The 15,617-nt window shown below is 63.5% G+C and carries 19 protein-coding genes; 16 read left to right on the forward strand and 3 right to left on the reverse strand.

The annotated features are described in order from the left end of the window. Positions 1 to 120: 120 nt before the first annotated feature. Positions 121 to 1,005 (reverse strand): LysR family transcriptional regulator, encoded by an 885-nt coding sequence (locus C3942_RS11185; RefSeq protein ID WP_003465017.1) that lies wholly within the window; start codon positions 1,003 to 1,005, stop codon positions 121 to 123. Between the two features lie 114 nt (positions 1,006 to 1,119). Here C3942_RS11185 and argC point away from each other — a divergent pair, with 114 nt between their 5' ends. Beyond that, positions 1,120 to 2,049 (forward strand): N-acetyl-gamma-glutamyl-phosphate reductase, encoded by a 930-nt coding sequence (argC, locus tag C3942_RS11190; protein WP_003465021.1) that lies wholly within the window; start codon positions 1,120 to 1,122, stop codon positions 2,047 to 2,049. Positions 2,050 to 2,343: 294 nt separating this feature from the next. Here the strand turns inward: argC and C3942_RS11195 are convergent, their stop codons facing one another. Further along, positions 2,344 to 2,694, reverse strand: a complete 351-nt coding sequence (locus C3942_RS11195) for a DUF3147 family protein (RefSeq protein WP_058192536.1) — start codon at positions 2,692 to 2,694, stop codon at positions 2,344 to 2,346. Positions 2,695 to 2,724: 30 nt separating this feature from the next. Beyond that, positions 2,725 to 3,015, reverse strand: coding sequence for a metal-sensing transcriptional repressor (locus C3942_RS11200; protein ID WP_058192535.1), 291 nt, complete (start codon positions 3,013 to 3,015; stop codon positions 2,725 to 2,727). Between the two features lie 116 nt (positions 3,016 to 3,131). On the opposite strand from C3942_RS11200, the gene C3942_RS11205 reads away from it, so the two are divergent. The 15 genes from C3942_RS11205 (at position 3,132) to C3942_RS11280 (ending at position 15,524) form a co-directional block, all read left to right on the forward strand. Beyond that, positions 3,132 to 3,491, forward strand: coding sequence for a hypothetical protein (locus tag C3942_RS11205; protein ID WP_104230459.1), 360 nt, complete (start codon positions 3,132 to 3,134; stop codon positions 3,489 to 3,491). 47 nt (positions 3,492 to 3,538) lie between these two features. Then, complete coding sequence (locus C3942_RS11210) at positions 3,539 to 4,273, forward strand: HupE/UreJ family protein (RefSeq protein ID WP_104230460.1); 735 nt, start codon at positions 3,539 to 3,541, stop codon at positions 4,271 to 4,273. 12 nt (positions 4,274 to 4,285) lie between these two features. Continuing rightward, positions 4,286 to 4,945, forward strand: a complete 660-nt coding sequence (locus C3942_RS11215) for a hypothetical protein (protein WP_058192530.1) — start codon at positions 4,286 to 4,288, stop codon at positions 4,943 to 4,945. A 602-nt stretch (positions 4,946 to 5,547) separates the two neighbouring features. Then, a complete protein-coding gene (locus tag C3942_RS11220; protein ID WP_104230461.1) occupies positions 5,548 to 6,459 on the forward strand; it encodes a LysR family transcriptional regulator in 912 nt (303 codons plus the stop codon). A 529-nt stretch (positions 6,460 to 6,988) separates the two neighbouring features. Further along, complete coding sequence (locus tag C3942_RS11230) at positions 6,989 to 7,750, forward strand: ATP-binding protein (protein WP_165797419.1); 762 nt, start codon at positions 6,989 to 6,991, stop codon at positions 7,748 to 7,750. A gap of 118 nt (positions 7,751 to 7,868) precedes the next feature. Then, the gene (locus C3942_RS11235; protein ID WP_018076211.1) at positions 7,869 to 8,087 is read left to right on the forward strand and encodes an AlpA family transcriptional regulator; all 219 of its coding nucleotides are present in this window, start codon (positions 7,869 to 7,871) and stop codon (positions 8,085 to 8,087) included. A 40-nt stretch (positions 8,088 to 8,127) separates the two neighbouring features. Continuing rightward, on the forward strand, positions 8,128 to 8,994 hold the full coding sequence (locus tag C3942_RS11240; protein WP_104230463.1) for a ParA family protein: 867 nt from the start codon (positions 8,128 to 8,130) through the stop codon (positions 8,992 to 8,994). Further along, positions 8,978 to 9,214: a type II toxin-antitoxin system HicA family toxin gene (locus C3942_RS11245; protein ID WP_013982111.1), complete on the forward strand. Its 237-nt coding sequence runs from the start codon at positions 8,978 to 8,980 to the stop codon at positions 9,212 to 9,214. Before C3942_RS11240 ends, C3942_RS11245 begins: the two co-directional genes overlap by 17 nt. Beyond that, positions 9,207 to 10,856 (forward strand): ParB family protein, encoded by a 1,650-nt coding sequence (locus C3942_RS11250; protein ID WP_104230464.1) that lies wholly within the window; start codon positions 9,207 to 9,209, stop codon positions 10,854 to 10,856. The genes C3942_RS11245 and C3942_RS11250 overlap by 8 nt, the downstream gene beginning before the upstream one ends. A 17-nt stretch (positions 10,857 to 10,873) precedes the next feature. After that, entirely contained in the window at positions 10,874 to 11,434 is a 561-nt protein-coding gene (locus tag C3942_RS11255) for a DUF2857 domain-containing protein (protein ID WP_010792177.1), read from the forward strand. 3 nt (positions 11,435 to 11,437) lie between these two features. Continuing rightward, positions 11,438 to 12,631 (forward strand): STY4528 family pathogenicity island replication protein, encoded by a 1,194-nt coding sequence (locus tag C3942_RS11260; protein ID WP_023121162.1) that lies wholly within the window; start codon positions 11,438 to 11,440, stop codon positions 12,629 to 12,631. A gap of 238 nt (positions 12,632 to 12,869) precedes the next feature. Continuing rightward, positions 12,870 to 13,622 carry an OST-HTH/LOTUS domain-containing protein gene (locus tag C3942_RS11265; protein ID WP_041589616.1) on the forward strand — a complete coding sequence of 251 codons (753 nt, stop codon included), beginning with the start codon at positions 12,870 to 12,872 and terminating at the stop codon, positions 13,620 to 13,622. Between the two features lie 188 nt (positions 13,623 to 13,810). Further along, positions 13,811 to 14,599: a PFL_4669 family integrating conjugative element protein gene (locus C3942_RS11270; protein WP_019484524.1), complete on the forward strand. Its 789-nt coding sequence runs from the start codon at positions 13,811 to 13,813 to the stop codon at positions 14,597 to 14,599. After that, the gene (locus C3942_RS11275; protein WP_019486762.1) at positions 14,596 to 15,144 is read left to right on the forward strand and encodes a DUF3158 family protein; all 549 of its coding nucleotides are present in this window, start codon (positions 14,596 to 14,598) and stop codon (positions 15,142 to 15,144) included. Before C3942_RS11270 ends, C3942_RS11275 begins: the two co-directional genes overlap by 4 nt. Further along, on the forward strand, positions 15,141 to 15,524 hold the full coding sequence (locus tag C3942_RS11280; RefSeq protein WP_023083180.1) for a single-stranded DNA-binding protein: 384 nt from the start codon (positions 15,141 to 15,143) through the stop codon (positions 15,522 to 15,524). The genes C3942_RS11275 and C3942_RS11280 overlap by 4 nt, the downstream gene beginning before the upstream one ends. Positions 15,525 to 15,617: the final 93 nt, after the last annotated feature.

Here is a 15,617-nt window from a genome sequence, read left to right on the forward strand (position 1 = left end):
ACGGAGACAGGCACCGGCTTTGGAGCGATGAACGACGGCTTCAGGTGCGGTAGCTGACGCCTGGGACCTCAATCACCGTATGACCGGGTCGAAAGCGGTCCTTTCTCTGACAACATCGCCCTAGCCCGCACTCAACCCCCACAACACATCCAGCACATGTTGCGTAGGCCGCTCGACGTCCCCACCACGGTGGGCAATACCAAGTTGACGCCACAATAAGGGCTGTAATGGCCGCATGACGATCCTGGTATCGGGCAATGGCGTGGAGGCTTCATGCGGCAACAACGTCGCACCATAACCGGCCGCCACTAGGCTTTTGATCGCATCGTTGTAGTTCAGTTGAATACGCGGCGTGGGCTGCCGTCCATCACTGGCGAACCACTCCGAGGTCAAGCGCGAAAGCCGAGTAGTTTTGTCATTCAGAATTAATGGCTGGGCGGCCAGCCAACCGGGGGTCACAACATCCGGGCATTCCCAGCGAGCCGGCAAGAAGGCCATGACCGGGTCCCGCCGCCATGGCTCGATCCGCAATTCCTTCACCGGGGTCTGTGGCAGCGCGACCAGACCGATCTCCAAAGAGCCCTCGGCAAGCTTCTTCAAAGTTTCCTGCGACGTGAGCACCGCGACCTGCACATCGATAGCGGGATGGCGTTGGCCCAACGTCTCCAAAGCTTGCGGCATCAACTGTGCGATGGCCCCTGTGGAGGCACCCAGCCGCACACGCCCGGCCAAGCCCTGCACCTGACGCTCCACGTCCTCAAGCGCCTGCTCCGCATCCGCCAACAGGCGCCGCGCGCGCTCCACCAGCGTTTCTCCAATCGCCGAAGGCTGAATGCGCCCACGTGTGCGCGACAACAGCTTTCCGCCAACCCGCGACTCCAGGTCGGCAATATGCAAACTGACCGTGGGTGGCGCGAGGTGCAGCACACGGGCCGCCTCGGCAAACGAACCCAGGTCGGCAATGGCCACCAACGTGCGCAGACGGTCCAGGCTGATTTCGCGCATGAGTCACTCCTTGTTCAGAAAAGCTGAATTTCATCGTTTAGAAATTCAACTTTTCCTATCTTAGCCCCTCACTGAAGATTGGAACTCCTGATTTCCTATGTCCGAGAGCATTCCATGGCAAGTCCTCTTATATTCATCGACGGCGACCAAGGCACCACCGGGTTGCAAATCCATCAACGTCTACGCGACCGGACCGATCTGCGGCTTATCACGCTCAGCCCCGAACATCGCAAGGATCCGCAACGTCGCGCCGAAATCATCAACGCCTGCGACATCGCGATTCTCTGCTTGCCCGACCAAGCCGCACGCGACGCTGTAGCGAGCATCGAAAACCCCGCCGTTCGGGTGATCGATGCGAGTTCGGCGCACCGCACCCATCCAGACTGGACCTATGGTTTCGCGGAGATGAACTCGCAGCAGGCCCAACGCATCGCCACGGCACGGCGGGTCAGCAATCCCGGTTGCTATCCCACGGGGGCGATAGGGCTGCTGCGCCCATTGCTGGAGGCCGGGTTGCTGCCCAGGGACTATCCGACGAACATTCATGCTGTGTCGGGCTATTCCGGAAAAGGGCGCGTTGGCGTGCAAGAGCATGAGGGAGAGGGCGCATCACAGGCGCCCGCGTTTCAGGTTTATGGTCTGGGGCTGGCACACAAACATATTCCGGAGATTCAGCAGCAAAGCGGTCTGATGGAGCGGCCGATGTTTGTGCCGGCTTATGGGGCTTTTCGGCAGGGGATCGTGCTGACCATACCGTTGCAACTTCGCTTGTTGGCGCCGGGCGTGGATGCGGTGCGGTTGCATGCGTGTCTTATGCAGCACTACGTCGATGCGGACCATGTACAGGTGATGTCGATGCAGGAGGCCAAAGGGTTGACGTGCCTTGATCCTCAGGCGCTTAACGGGACTGATAGTTTGCGATTGGTGGTGTGTGAAAATGATGAGACGGGGCAGGTTTTGTTGGCTGCGGTGTTTGACAATCTTGGGAAGGGAGCCGCTGGAGCGGCGGTGCAGAATCTGGATTTGATGGTTGCAGGAACATGACTCCGACTACCCACTGGCTCTAGAGTCTATGGCTCGAATTTTCGAGCGGTTGTTTCCTCTCTGTTTATGGCCTGGCATCGACGGCATTAAACGAGTCGAAAACAGAATCTACGCGTGTCAGCAGTTTGCAATCCAGTCAGGCTTTGAAGTTAAACGGTCGTCCACGACAGGCAGCAATCGGCCAAAAGCAGACAGTCTGCCCCATGAAATAAATCCATCTCTTTCTGGAGTTGCAGTCACGCGGGATATCAGGAAAAACAGTGAGACAAGCGGAGCAATTAGTACGCTTCAGCCTTACAGCAGCTGCACGCCAAAGCGTCGCATCACCACTGCGAACAGAGCAAAGCAGAGCCCCGTAGCGACTACATAGCCTGCCAATGCCAACCAGAAGCCCAATCGCGATAAAAGGAGCGGAAATACCAACAGTGCCGGCAGGGTAGGAATTACATACCAGAAGGTGTACCAGGCATGATTGGCGATTTTCAGTTCTGGCTGTTGCTCGACATACAACCAGATCAGAGTCAGGACAGTGACCATCGGTAGGGCCGCGATCAGCCCACCGATGCGGTCACTGTATTTGGCGGCTTCAGACACCAGGATCACGACCAGAGCCGTGATCAGGTACTTGGTAAAAATCCAGGTCATGTCAGGCTCCGCAGGGCTGGCGGCAGTCGCTCAAAGGTATTTGGTGATCAGCTTGAAGTCGTCCAGCGCGGTGTTCTCGCCACGCTCGCTGGCCGCAGTTACGGCATGTTCAAGGCAGTGATCGATATGATCCTGAATCAGGGTGCGCTTGGCCTGGCAGACTGCTTTCTCCACCGCATGCAATTGCTGGGCTAGGTCAACACAAGGACGACCGTCCTCCATCATGCCGACGATGCTGCGCAGATGGCCTTCAGCCCGCTTCAACCTTTTGATGATATCGCTATGACTTTGGTGCTGATGGGCGTGTGCCTGCTCGCTCATGCCTTGAGTCTCGTGCGTCGATGAATTACCCTCGCATGCTATCCCCCTGGGGGGGATATGGCAAACCTGCAGCCCTGTCAAAAAATTCACTATTCAAGCCTCAACCGAGCCAGTGCATGCTCAGTAAACCCATCAGTGCCAAGGTTATTTTTGCCCTTGCTCTTGCCATTCTGATGGCCTGGGCCGGGCATACCTCTGCGCTATTTATTGGGGCTTCTCAGTCCGTCTTGGCCGACAATGAGCATGCGCATTTCCATGCGCACGGCGACGGCGCCTTTGCCTGCGCCGCTTGTTCCGATCATTTCCATTCCCCGCTTACTGCAGACCATGTGCATGAAACGCCGCACCTGAGCAGCCTGCTCAGCCTTGATGCCGTGTCAGAAGGCCGCTTGCCGATTGAAGCTCCGCACTATTTCTTTCCTACGGGCCCGCTCTTTCTGATTGAGCGGCCCCCACGGGCCAGCTTCATTCTCTGATACAGGCCGCTGTGCGGCTCAAGCTCCCTTTAATTTAGGACTTAACCATGCATTCGCTATCTATGAGCGCAATGGGCGCATCTGTTGTGCGTCCGACGCGCTCGTTACTCCTGCTGCTGTTCGCGGCATTACTGTTTCTCGGTATGCCTGAGGCACTGGCCCATGCTGTTGCCGAGGGCGACAAGGGCTTTATCCAGGAAAGCTCCGGGGTGATGCTGCTGCCGTTCATCTATATGGGCGCCAAGCACATGATCACCGGCTACGATCACCTGCTGTTTCTCTTTGGGGTGATCTTCTTTCTCTATCGCCTGAAAGACGTGGGCCTCTACGTCACCCTGTTTGCGGTGGGCCATACCGTGACGCTGTTGTTCGGGGTCCTGGCGGAAGTCAGCATCAGCGCCTATGTGATCGACGCCATTATCGGTTTCTCGGTGGTGTACAAAGCGCTGGATAACCTGGGCGCATTTCAGCGCTGGTTTGGTTATCAGCCCAATACCAAAGGCGCCACGCTGATTTTCGGTCTGCTGCATGGCTTTGGCCTGGCGACCAAGATTCAGGAATACGAAATATCGACCGACGGCCTGATTCCCAATCTGATTGCCTTTAACGTCGGCGTTGAAATCGGCCAGCTCCTGGCCTTGAGCGCCATTCTGATTGTCATGGGCTACTGGCGGCGTACCGCCAGCTTCTGGCGCCATGCCTACACCGCCAACGTTGCCATGATGAGCGCCGGTTTCCTCTTGATGGGTTACCAGCTCACCGGCCTGATCGTCTCTCAGTAAGGAATTTTCAATATGTTCAATAGCCAACTTCCAACCCAGAGCGAGTTGCCGACCAGCCGCCAGCTGCTGCGCTCAACCGTACTGGCGCTGATCGCCGCCGCCGTGCTGCTGGTGACTGTGGTTATGCCGGCGGAATACGCCATCGATCCGACTGGAGCCGGCCGACTGCTGGGCTTGACCCAGATGGCCGAAGTCAAACTGCAGTTGGCCGAAGAGGCCGCTGCGGATGCCGCAACATCTGTCGCTGCCGTTGCGCCTGTTACGCCTGCTGCAGTGGAGATTGCAGCTGAGACTGTTGTGGTTAGCGAGCCAGCAGCGGCCGAGGTGGTGGAGCCTGAAAAGCAGGGACAGAAGCATGAAATGAGCTTTTCCCTAGCTCCCGGCCAGGGCGCCGAGATCAAAGTGGAGATGCTCAAGGGCACCAAGGTCAACTACTTCTGGACGGCTAATGGCGGCGTGGTGAATTACGACACCCATGGCGACCCCTACAATGCACCGCGTGAGTTCTACCATGGCTATGGCAAGGGACGCGCCACACCCGAAGATAAGGGTGTGCTGGAGGCAGCCTTTGACGGTAATCACGGTTGGTTCTGGCGCAATCGCACCAACAAACCTGTGACCGTTACGCTGCGCACCGAGGGCGATTACATCGCTATCAAACGAGTAATCTGAGTCATGCGAAGCGGGGCTGGGTTAGGACTTAACCCAGTCCCACATGAAGAATTCTTTTCCGTATCAAAAGGCAGCTTCTGGCCCGATTTGTGCCGGTCGTCAACGACCGCTTCGGATCACTCTCAACCGGATCGCGGGCCAGCTGATTTGCTAAAAACCCGCGCCAAACTCAACGAAGGATTTCGCATGATCCGTTTTTTTTGGCGATCACGCTCGGCCTGATGGTTGGCTGCTCGTCGAGTTCAAGTGCGATCTGATCAGTGAGCGGTAGCGCAAGTGGATCGCCTCAGCCAAGCAGCGTTGTTGCCGGCGGCCGGAAGAAAGCCTTGAACTAGTAGCGGAAAGGATGAAACTTTATTTTTACGATTCTCAGCATTTTCCAAGGTTGAGCGAAAATTAGGATGATACTTTAATGATTCCGGCCTCCATCCCCACAAAACGCTTGCAGATGGCAGAATTGAAATAAGTCATTGTTTTAAATGGATTTTTGCAGGAATTGCTACGTTGCAGGGTCCTGTAGTTAGGATGACACTTTATTTTCCTCCCACACATGCGGTTCCCTACGGCCAGAGGAATGGACTCCACTTTCTGGGGGGAAATACATGAACTTGCGCCATCTTCGCTGTTTCATCGCCGTGGCCGAGGAGTTGCACTTTGGCCGGGCGGCACGGCGCCTGCATGTGGAGCAGTCGCCCCTGTCGCGCACGATCCGCCAACTGGAGGCGGACCTGGGCGTGACGCTGCTGGAGCGCACGCCGCGCACCGTGCGCCTGACCCCGGCCGGGCAGGTGTTCCTGGAGGAGGCCCGGCGCGTGCTGCTGGCCTTTGAGCAAGCCCAGACCAAGGCGCGGGCGGTGGCGGCGGGACACCGGGGCACCCTGCGCATCGCCTTGGCCGGCGGCGTCGGGCGGACCCGGCTGTCGGCGTTGCTCGCGCTGTGCCGGGAGGAGGCGCCGGAAGTGGGCATCCGGTTGTTCGAGGCGCCGCTGTCGCAGGTGGTGGGCGGGCTGAGCAACGACCTCTACGACGCGGCCTTTGCGATGGCCGGCGAGATGGAGGCCGGGGTGGTCGCCAGGCCGGTGTGGCAAGACCCGTTGGTGGTGGCCATACCCGCGCGGCACCCCTTGCTGGCGCACAAGCGGGTACCGCTGGAAGAGGTGGTGGGCTACCCGCTGGTGCTGTGCCACCCGCAGGTTTGTCAGGAGTGCAGCCGGCAATGCGAGCGCCTTCTGCGCTTGGTGGAGACACCGCCGGTCGTGGCCGAGTACGTGACAACCCACTCGCTGATGCTGGCCCTGGTGGCGGCCGGCTATGGCGTGGGGTTTTCCACCGCGGCGCACGTGGTGGCATGCCGGCAGGCGGACGTGATCGTCCGGCCGCTGGATGAAGACTCGGCGGCGTTGACGACCTACCTGCTACATCCCGAGGGCGCGATGTCAGAGCCGCTGCGCCACTTCATCGACCGTGCGCAGCGTGTCGGCCATATGCCGTTGGATACGCAACGGCTCGCATGAGGCTGCCTCAGGCGGGTTGACCGATTCCATTTTGGTCAAAGCGCCAGACCTGTTTTGCCACAGCGGGATTCCATTGGCGGTGCACGGGCGCGCTGCACTCAGGCGTTGCTCGCGCTTGCCGTTGGCATCCTGCGAGCAACTTCGCATGCCCATCGTGGCGCGTCACAGCGAAGACGCGCGGCGCAACAGTGCTTGCCGTATGCGCATCGGCTCTGGCGTGTTGAGCTGATCGCGCTTTACTGGGCCTCTTTCCCTGCAAAGACTTTGGCCTGGTTATCCGGGTCAAGCATGGTGCCCGCGAATGACGCTGGTGACAGCGTGTTTCGCGGCTTGCGAATTGTGAGTGATGGCGCCATGCGCAGCAAGGCGCGCATCTCGCAACGAAACCGGCGGCATCAACGATGCCACGGTCTTCGCCGCTTCGCCACCTGCTCGTTTCGCCCGGAGATTCCTGGACAGCCACGCACGCCGCCTGTACGGCGGGTGCGCGTGCTTGGACTCGGTGCGATGACGAATGGAGGCGCGCGATATGCCGAAGTCGAGCAGCCTGGCCGATGGCGCCAAGACCTACTACCGCCCGATCGAGGCGGCAATCCGCTGGAGCGGATTGCTGCGCTTCGAGCGGCGCATCCTGGCGACCTTGGGACAGCGGCCTCTGCCGGAGGCAACGGAGTTTCCGCGCTGGCCGATGCTGCGGTTGAACGCCGAAAGAATCTTCGATGCGCTGGCTCACGGCGAGATGCCGTATGGCAAGGAGGGCTTGGGGCGGGACACGCAAGGCCTGGCGATGGACGACTCGTCGCTGACGGTGCGGCACGTCGATCTGAAAGCCTGGATGGCGCACTACTACCCCGGCGAGAAACCGGCGTTTCTGTTCGATGAGATCGAGCGTGCGCTTCACCCGGCGATCAGCCTGGACACAGTGGGCGCATTGCTGGTCGAGCGGGAAGCGATCAAGGCGCGGCTGGCGGAACACTTGGGCGTGCACGAGACGCTGCGCGCCGAGCATGAGGCGCTGCTCAGAACGCACGCCGCCTGCGCGGCCGACGCGGAGCGTGCGAACACGCCGGGGCCGCGCAGCGAATCGACCTACCTGAACATCGTTGGCGGGTTACTGACGCTGCTGCTGGGCAAGTCGCCCAGCGGCATGCCGTATTCCAGCTTCCTGACGCAGGAGGCCATCATCAGCGCGATGGTGGCGCACCACGGCAACGCGATGGGCATCACCGAGCGCACCCTGCAGGCCAAGTTCGCACTGGCTCGGCGCAATTTGCAGAGCACAACTTCCTGAGCGATGCCAGACCGTATCTGCGGTCGCGAATACCGCATTTGCGGTGTCTTTCTTCAACGCGGCGTTCTTAATTCGAGTCACGCCAATCAGCGCCACTGAGCGTTAAGGAGTGACCCTCATGTCTTCGCAGACCGCCGCCACGGCAGCACCGACCGAACACCGCATCCTGCGCCGCGCCGAGGTCGAAGCCAAGACCGGCTTCAAGCGCGCGCACATCTACAGCCTGATGAAGGAAGGCAAGTTCCCCAAGGCGCTGCGCCTGGGCGTGCGCGCGGTGGGCTGGGACTCGGTGGAGATCGAACAGTGGATCGCCGATCGCCTCAAAGAACGCGCCTGACGCTTCTTCTCGGTTCATGCCATTCGACGAGGAGAAGCTCATGCAGGTGGTGTCCATCATTTCGACCAAGGGCGGCGTGGGCAAAACCACGACGGCAGCCAACCTGGGCGGCTTCATCGCCGATGCCGGGCTGCGCGTGCTGCTGCTGGATCTGGACGTGCAGCCCACGCTGTCGAGCTACTTCACGCTGGACGTGCGCGCGCCCGGCGGCATCTACGAGATGCTGGCCTTCAACGAGCGGCGCATCGAGCAACTGGTGTCGCGCACCGCGATCGCGGGCCTGGACCTGGTGCTCTCCAACGACGACCGCGGCGAGCTGAACACGCTACTGCTGCACGCACCGGATGGGCGCCTGCGACTGCGCCATTTGCTGCCCGTCTTCCGCACGCACTATGACTTGCTGCTGATCGACACCCAGGGCGCGCGCAGCGTGCTGCTGGAGATGGCGGTGCTGGCGTCCGACCTGGCGCTGTCGCCGGTGACGCCGGAGATCCTCGCGGCGCGCGAGCTGCGGCGCGGCACGCTGCAACTGATCGAGGACATCGCGCCGTATCGGCACCTGGGCATCGAGCCACCGCCGCTGCGCCTGCTCATCAACCGCGTGCATCCGGTGTCGTCGAACGCGCGGCTGGTCCAGCAGGCGCTGCGACAGGTGTTCCAGGAACAGGCCGGCGTGCAGGTGCTGGACACCAACGTGCCGGCCATCGAAGCCTATCCGCGCGCTGCGACACGAGGATTGCCGGTGCACCGGGTGGAGTACCGGCGGCCGGCTGGGCGCACGGCGCCCGCGGCGCTGGACACCATGCGCACGCTGGCCGGCGAGCTGTTCCCCGCGTGGCGGGAGCGCTTCGCGCTGGTCACCGGCCGGGCCGATGCGGGAGGGGCCAGCCATGGCGAGCGCACATGAACTGGCGCGCGGCCGTGAACGGCTGCGCGCGCTGATCGAGTTCGCGCTGGGCGAAGGCTGGCGCGTGGTGCGCACGTCCGGCGGGCACCTGAAATTCACGAAACCAGGCTGCGCGTCGATCTACACCAGTTCGACTGCGAGCGACCACCGTGCCGACCGCAATGCCCGCGCGCAACTTCGCCGCGCCGACCGGCAGGCGCAGGAGAACGGCCGTGGCTGAGCTGACGCCGCAGGACATGGCTGCCAAGCTGCTGGCCACCGGCTTCGAGCGCAGCGGCCCTTCGGCCGCGACCTTGAGCGACCCCATCGCCGACACGCCGATGGTGGTGACGCTGGACCAGTTGCGGCCCTACGACCACGACCCGCGCGTGACGCGCAACCCGGCCTATGCGGAGATCAAGGCGTCCATCCGCGAACGCGGGCTGGACGCGCCCCCCGCGATCACGCGCAGGCCGGGCGAGGCGCACTACATCATTCGCAACGGCGGCAACACGCGGCTGGCGATCCTGCGCGAGTTGTGGAGCGAGACCAAGGAGGAACGCTTCTTCCGCATTGCGTGCCTGTTCCGCCCGTGGCCGGCGCGCGGCGAAATCGTGGCGCTGACCGGGCATCTGGCCGAGAACGAGCTGCGCGGCGGGCTGACCTTCATCGAGCGGGCCTTGGGCATCGAGAAGGCGCGCGAGTTCTACGAGCAGGAAAGCGGCCAGGCGCTGTCGCAGAGCGAACTCGCGCGGCGGCTGACTGCCGACGGCTATCCGGTGCCGCAGTCACACATCAGCCGCATGAACGATGCGGTGCGCTATCTGCTGCCGGCGATCCCGACGCTGTTGTACGGCGGTTTGGGCCGGCATCAGGTGGACCGGCTCGCGGTGCTGCGCAAGGCGTGCGAGCGCACCTGGGAGCGGCGTGCGCTGGGCCGCACCGTGGCCGTGGACTTCGCCACCTTGTTTCAGGACGTACTGACGCAGTTCGACACACAGCCGGACGACTTCTCGCCGCAGCGGGTGCAGGACGAGCTGGTGGGCCAGATGGCCGAGCTGCTGGAAGCGGACTACGACACGCTGGCGCTGGAGATCAACGACAGCGAAAGCCGCCAGCGTGCGCTGACCAGCGAACCAGCGGTGCCGACGCCACCGGCAGCGCCTGTCGTGCCTGCTGCTCCTCCCCCGCAGGTCTCCGCGCCTCAGCAGCCACCCGCCTCGTCTGTGCCGCGCGACGCCACGCCTCCGGCGCCAGCAGCGACACCGTCTGCATCGCCCGGAGCGCCGGAGGAACAGCACGGGCAACACGACGAGCGCCTGCAAGGGCACATCGTGACACCGGCACCGACCACCGAGCGCCTGCAGTCCATCCAACGGATGGTCGCGGACCAGCTCGGCGACAAGCTGCCCGACTTCGAGGCCGATGCGTTGCGTGCGATCCCCGTGCAGGTCGGCGGGCTCTATCCCATCTCGGATGTCTGGTACATCGAGCCGGGCCTGGACGTGCCGGATCGCCTGCGCGTGCATATCTCGCAGTTCGCTCGCGAGATCGCGGGGGAAGCGGCGGTGGGCGACCACATCGAAGCCAGCGATGGCGGCATCGGCTTCGTCTGCGTGACGCCGGCCGTGGGCCAGGCGAAGGCGCTCCCGGCGTTCGCGCGTGCGATGCTGACCCTGCTGCACGCGCTGAGCACCGCGCCGGCACCCGCGACCGGGCTGGACAGCGCGCGGCTGGCCGATGACCTTGGGCCGCTGCTGCATGGTCACGGCGGCTTGGTCACGCGCCTGAGCGATGCCGGGCTGGTAAAGCTGTTCCGTCTGCTGCGCCTGGCGCGTCGGCTGCTGGATCTGGAAGCCGGCGTAGCGAGCCAGGATTCCTGAGCGCAGGAGGCTCCCGTATGTCGGCACCGCACCCGCTCAACCAGGCCGTGATCGCCCAGGCCCTGCATGACCTGCGCAACGGCCAGTTGCGCCGCTGCAAGGCCATGGGCTTCGGTGAGGAGGAGCTGGATGCGCTGAAGCACCCAGAACTCGTGAGCATGCTGGTGAATGCCACGGTGTCGTGGTGTTCGGTGTCGGTGAACCGGGAAGTGTTGAAGCGGCTGCTGAGCCAGGTGCACGACGTGGAGCGGGAGATCGCCACGGTGGACCGCATGCTGCGCCTGGGGGCGAGCACGGAGATGGTCAGCAAGTTCTACGGCCTCACGCATCAGGAAGTGGCGCTGCGCCGCGACATCCTCGGGCTGCCCAAGCGTAAGGGTCGGCATCCGGTGCTCGACGAGGCGCAGGACGTGGCCCTGTGGGAACGCTGGAAGGCCGGCATCACGGAGCGGCACATCGCACTGAACGACGACATGGCGATGCTGGCGCTGACCATGGACCTGGCCGAGGCCATGACCCTGCCCATGTCGGTGATCTGGTCGGCGATACGGAACTGGGTCGACCAGGGGCTGGTGTAGGTCATGACGACGGGCGACGCTCCACGGCGTGATGGCCCGGTTGCGCTGTCGGCGTTGTTCGACGAGGCGCTGCGGCACCTTGAGCCGAAGGAACCGGCGCAGGGCACGGCGCCGAGCCAGGACGGCTTTCTCTACAGCGGCAACCGGCACGAGAGCGTGCCGCGCGCGTTGTTCTTCGACCGGCGCCTGACGCCGCTGGAGCGCAATGCCTGGCAGGTGTTCCGCCTGCAGCTCAACGACGACGGCGTGACCGCCTTTCCCACCTACGACCAGCTCCGCCCATATCTGGCGTCCATGCCCTGTGCGGCGCAAGCCTCGCACGAGACCGTGGCGCGCGCCTTGACGCTGCTGCGGCTGACGCGCTGGCTCAGCCTGGTGCGGCGGCGGCGCGATCCCAAGACCGGCCGTATCCAAGGCAACCTCTACGTGCTGCACGACGAACCGCTGTCACCCTTCGAGGCGATGCAGCTCGACCCGGACTACCTGGGCCTGGTGAGCCAGGCGCTCACGCACGCGGCGAAGGCGGTGCAGGTCGTGGGCATGAACACGCTGCGGGAGATCGCCGAAGACCCGCTGCTCAGCGGGCGCACGCTGCCGACCCGTCTGCAAGTGCTGGCGCAGCGCATGGCGCGGCATGGCTGGACGACGCCAGGTTATCCACAGGAGGGTGCGGACCACGAATCCGAAGAAGGCCAGGAAGCCCTTCTTCGGAATGCTGCGCGCCCGTCTTCGGAATCCGAAGCAGGACCGAAACCCGCGCCGGACGGCTCTCTTTGGATTCCGAAGGAGGACCGTACAGTACGTAATGATCGTATAAATGAAGTACGTACAGTACCGCGCGCGAGGGCCTTGCAGAACCTGCGGCTGCCCGAGCGTTTCCTGCGCTTGAAGGACGAGCAGCAGGCCGGCGCGCTGGTGGCGCTGCAGCAGGTGGACGAGGCGCAGAGGCAGGCCGTTCTCGACGAGTGGGCGGCACGCTGCCACAACAGCGCGGTACGCAACCCGGCCGGCTACCTGTTTGGCATCATCCAGAAGGCGATCCGCGGGGAGTTCAAGGCCTGGGCCGGAGAAAGTGCATCGACGCCGCCAGCGCCCCCGTCACCTGCGCCCTCGTCACCGCCAGCATCCCGTGCGGCTGATCCCGAGGTGGCACGTGCCTACCTGGCTCAGCTCCGAGAAGCCTTGCGTGATCGCTGATGTTGACTATCCCCAGGGGATAGCTGGAACAAACACCCTTCCGCCGTGCTCGATTGCTGCCCGCCGAACGACAGGCGAAACTGTCGCCTGTGAATCAAACGAGGACAGCCACGCACGAGCCCGGCCAACGATGGATATGACGACTTTCCCCGTCACAAACGCACTGCAACCACTACAGCCAGACGTTCAGCGCTTGCTGGGCAGATGCCTGTTGCGCCTTCAACAATACGAGCGCCTCATGAAAGCCATCGTGGCCCACCACGAGATTTCAGGCCCGGCGCATTCGCTGGAGGCCATTCGCGCAGCGCGGATTGAAGATGCCGCGACCAAGACCCTGGGCACGTTGATCGGACAACTGTTTGGTTCGTATGTCGTCACCGATGGAAATGGCGGCGAGGAACGCGACGACGATCTTCCCGGCGACGTGATCTCCTTTCGCACGCGCGTGCAATTGAGCCTGTCTGCGCAGGACTACGCCAAGACCCAGGCCGACCTCAAAGACCTGGTATCGCTGCGCAACACACTGGTGCACCACTTCATCGACCAGCACGATCTATGGACCGTGGACGGGTGCCGCGCTGCACAGGACGAACTCGGTTCCGCCTACACGCGCATCGATCAGCACTTCGAGCAGTTGCGCGGCTGGGCCGAGCACATGGATCAGGCGCGGCGCCTGGCAGCGGAATTCGTCCACTCGGATGTGTTCCACGACCTGGTGGTCAATGGCATCGCGCCGGACGGCACGGTGGACTGGCCGGCCGCCGGCATCGTTCGTGCGCTACGCGAGGCCGCCGCGCAGTTGGCCGTCGAGGGCTGGACACCGATCGCCGCCGCTGGCCGCTGGATCGCGGACCGGCATCCCGAGCAGCTTCCAGCCAATTACGGCTGCAGCAGTTGGCGGCAGGTGGTGCACGAGTGCCGCCTGTTCGAGCTTCGCTACCGTGAGGTGGAGGGGCAACGGGCCGCTTGGTACAGACCTCGCGAGGCGTAGCCCCGCAACGCGGTCTCACCTCCGCGCGAGCCGCGAACAAGTCCGCCGAGCTATCCCCAGGGGATAGCCGGCACACACAGCCTTCCGTGCGGAACAAACCGGGCGCGCATGGGCTGCGGTTTGTTGACTGACAGCCTTCCGGCCGATGCCGATACTGGCGACTCGCCCCTTCACCGCGAGTCGCTCTCATGGCCAACGAACGCACAGAACCCCTGCAACTGAATCTCGGATCGCTGCGCAGCGCGATGTCGCTGACGCTGCACACGCACCACGCTTCGCGCATCTGGCACGGCCGTGCGCCGACCGAGGGGCGCCCCGGCATCATCGGTCTCAACGGCTTCATCGGCGCCATGAACAAGATGAAGCGCGGCGCCGAGCAGGACGACCCGTACTCGGACTCGTGGATGTTGCGGATCGAGGACAAGCTCGCCGACACCAAGACCCGTCTGCAGACCCTGCGCGAACAGGTGGATCAGGCCTTGGCCGACGTGCCAGCGGCGCTGTCCCTGGGCGAGAACATGAACGTGCAGCCGGTGAAGCTGCCGCTGTTCGTGAACGCCCAGCTCGGTTTCATGGCGGTGTATCTGCTGGCCGACTACGACGACCTGGCACGCAAGCTCATCCTGGCGCACCACACGGCGCTGATCGACCGCAGCACCTTGGAGCGCTGGCTCAATGATGGTGCGCACGCGCTGCGCAGCCTGTTCTCGCTGGCCCAGCAGTACCGCTACTCGGGCACGACGCGCGACGACTTCGCGGCGAAGAACGCGGCGGCGCGAGCGGCGCTGGAGAAGTTCGGCGAGTTGCCGCAGGACGTGCTGGAAGGCACGCGCCGCTCGCGCTTCGCGCCACCCATCGCGCGGCGGTCGAACAAGCCCGGCACGCCGCCTGCTGCGCCTGCCATCGTGCCCGATGCGCAGGCTCCCACGGGTGGCGCAGCCGATGGTGCCGCGGGCGATGAGGGTGCTGGCGCATGACAGCATCGCCCCCTATCAGCCACTCCACGCGCTTCGTGGCGCTGGAACAGGCGGACTTCCAGCGGCTGGAACACGCAGGCTACCTAAAAGGCCTTTTACAGCCTTTTAAGGGTAAGGGGAGTCTGGAGACCTGGGCCAGCCAGTGCGCAGCGCTGCGCGACGACGTGATTGGCCTGGCGCAGCGGCGCGTGCTGCCCCAGGCGCGCGCCTATCCATTCAGTCTGCTCGACGTGCAACTGGCCCAGCAGGCCACTGGCGCAGGGACGACCTTCCTGCGCTGGCGCAACCTCGACCGTTCCTCCATGGGCGTGGCGTTGTGGGAGGCCCTGCTGGCCAACCCCGCGACGCCGGCCTCGCTGATCGACGATCTGTACGCGATCGAACTGCAGCGCATCGTGCTGAACATGCAGATCAGCCTGACCCACAGCATCGCCCGCCAAGCCCTGGAATGCGCCAACAAGGCCGCGCAGGCCGAAGCGGCTTACCTGCGGCGCGTCCACGGGCATACCGCATCCGTTCCACCCACCACCAAGGAGTCTCCATGAGCACGCACTTCGTCGGCGAGGGCAACATCGGTTCTGCGCCGGACTACCGCGAATTTCCGAACGGCAACGACGAGCCACGCCGGCTGCTTCGCCTGAACGTCTACTTCGACAACCCGATCCCGAAGAAGGACGGCGAGTACGAAGATCGCGGCGGCTTCTGGGCGCCCGTGGAGCTGTGGCACCGCGACGCCGAGCACTGGAAGACGCTATACCAGAAAGGCATGCGGGTGCTGGTCGAGGGCCGCACCGTGCGCGACGAATGGGAGGACGCCGACGAGAACGAGCGCGTGACGTTCAAGGTCGAGGCGCGGCGCGTGGGCATCCTGCCGTACCGCATCGATTCGGTGGCGCTCAGCACCAAGCCGGCCGGCGGACAGTAATTCGCCCATCGCCGTTCCCCCGAGGGCGACTGTAGCAACCGTCATACGCCCGCGATGCACCAGCGAGCTATCCCAAGGGGATAGATCCAAGGT

Source organism: Solimonas fluminis, assembly GCF_002930645.1.
Classification (GTDB): Bacteria; Pseudomonadota; Gammaproteobacteria; order Nevskiales; family Nevskiaceae; genus Solimonas_A; species Solimonas_A fluminis.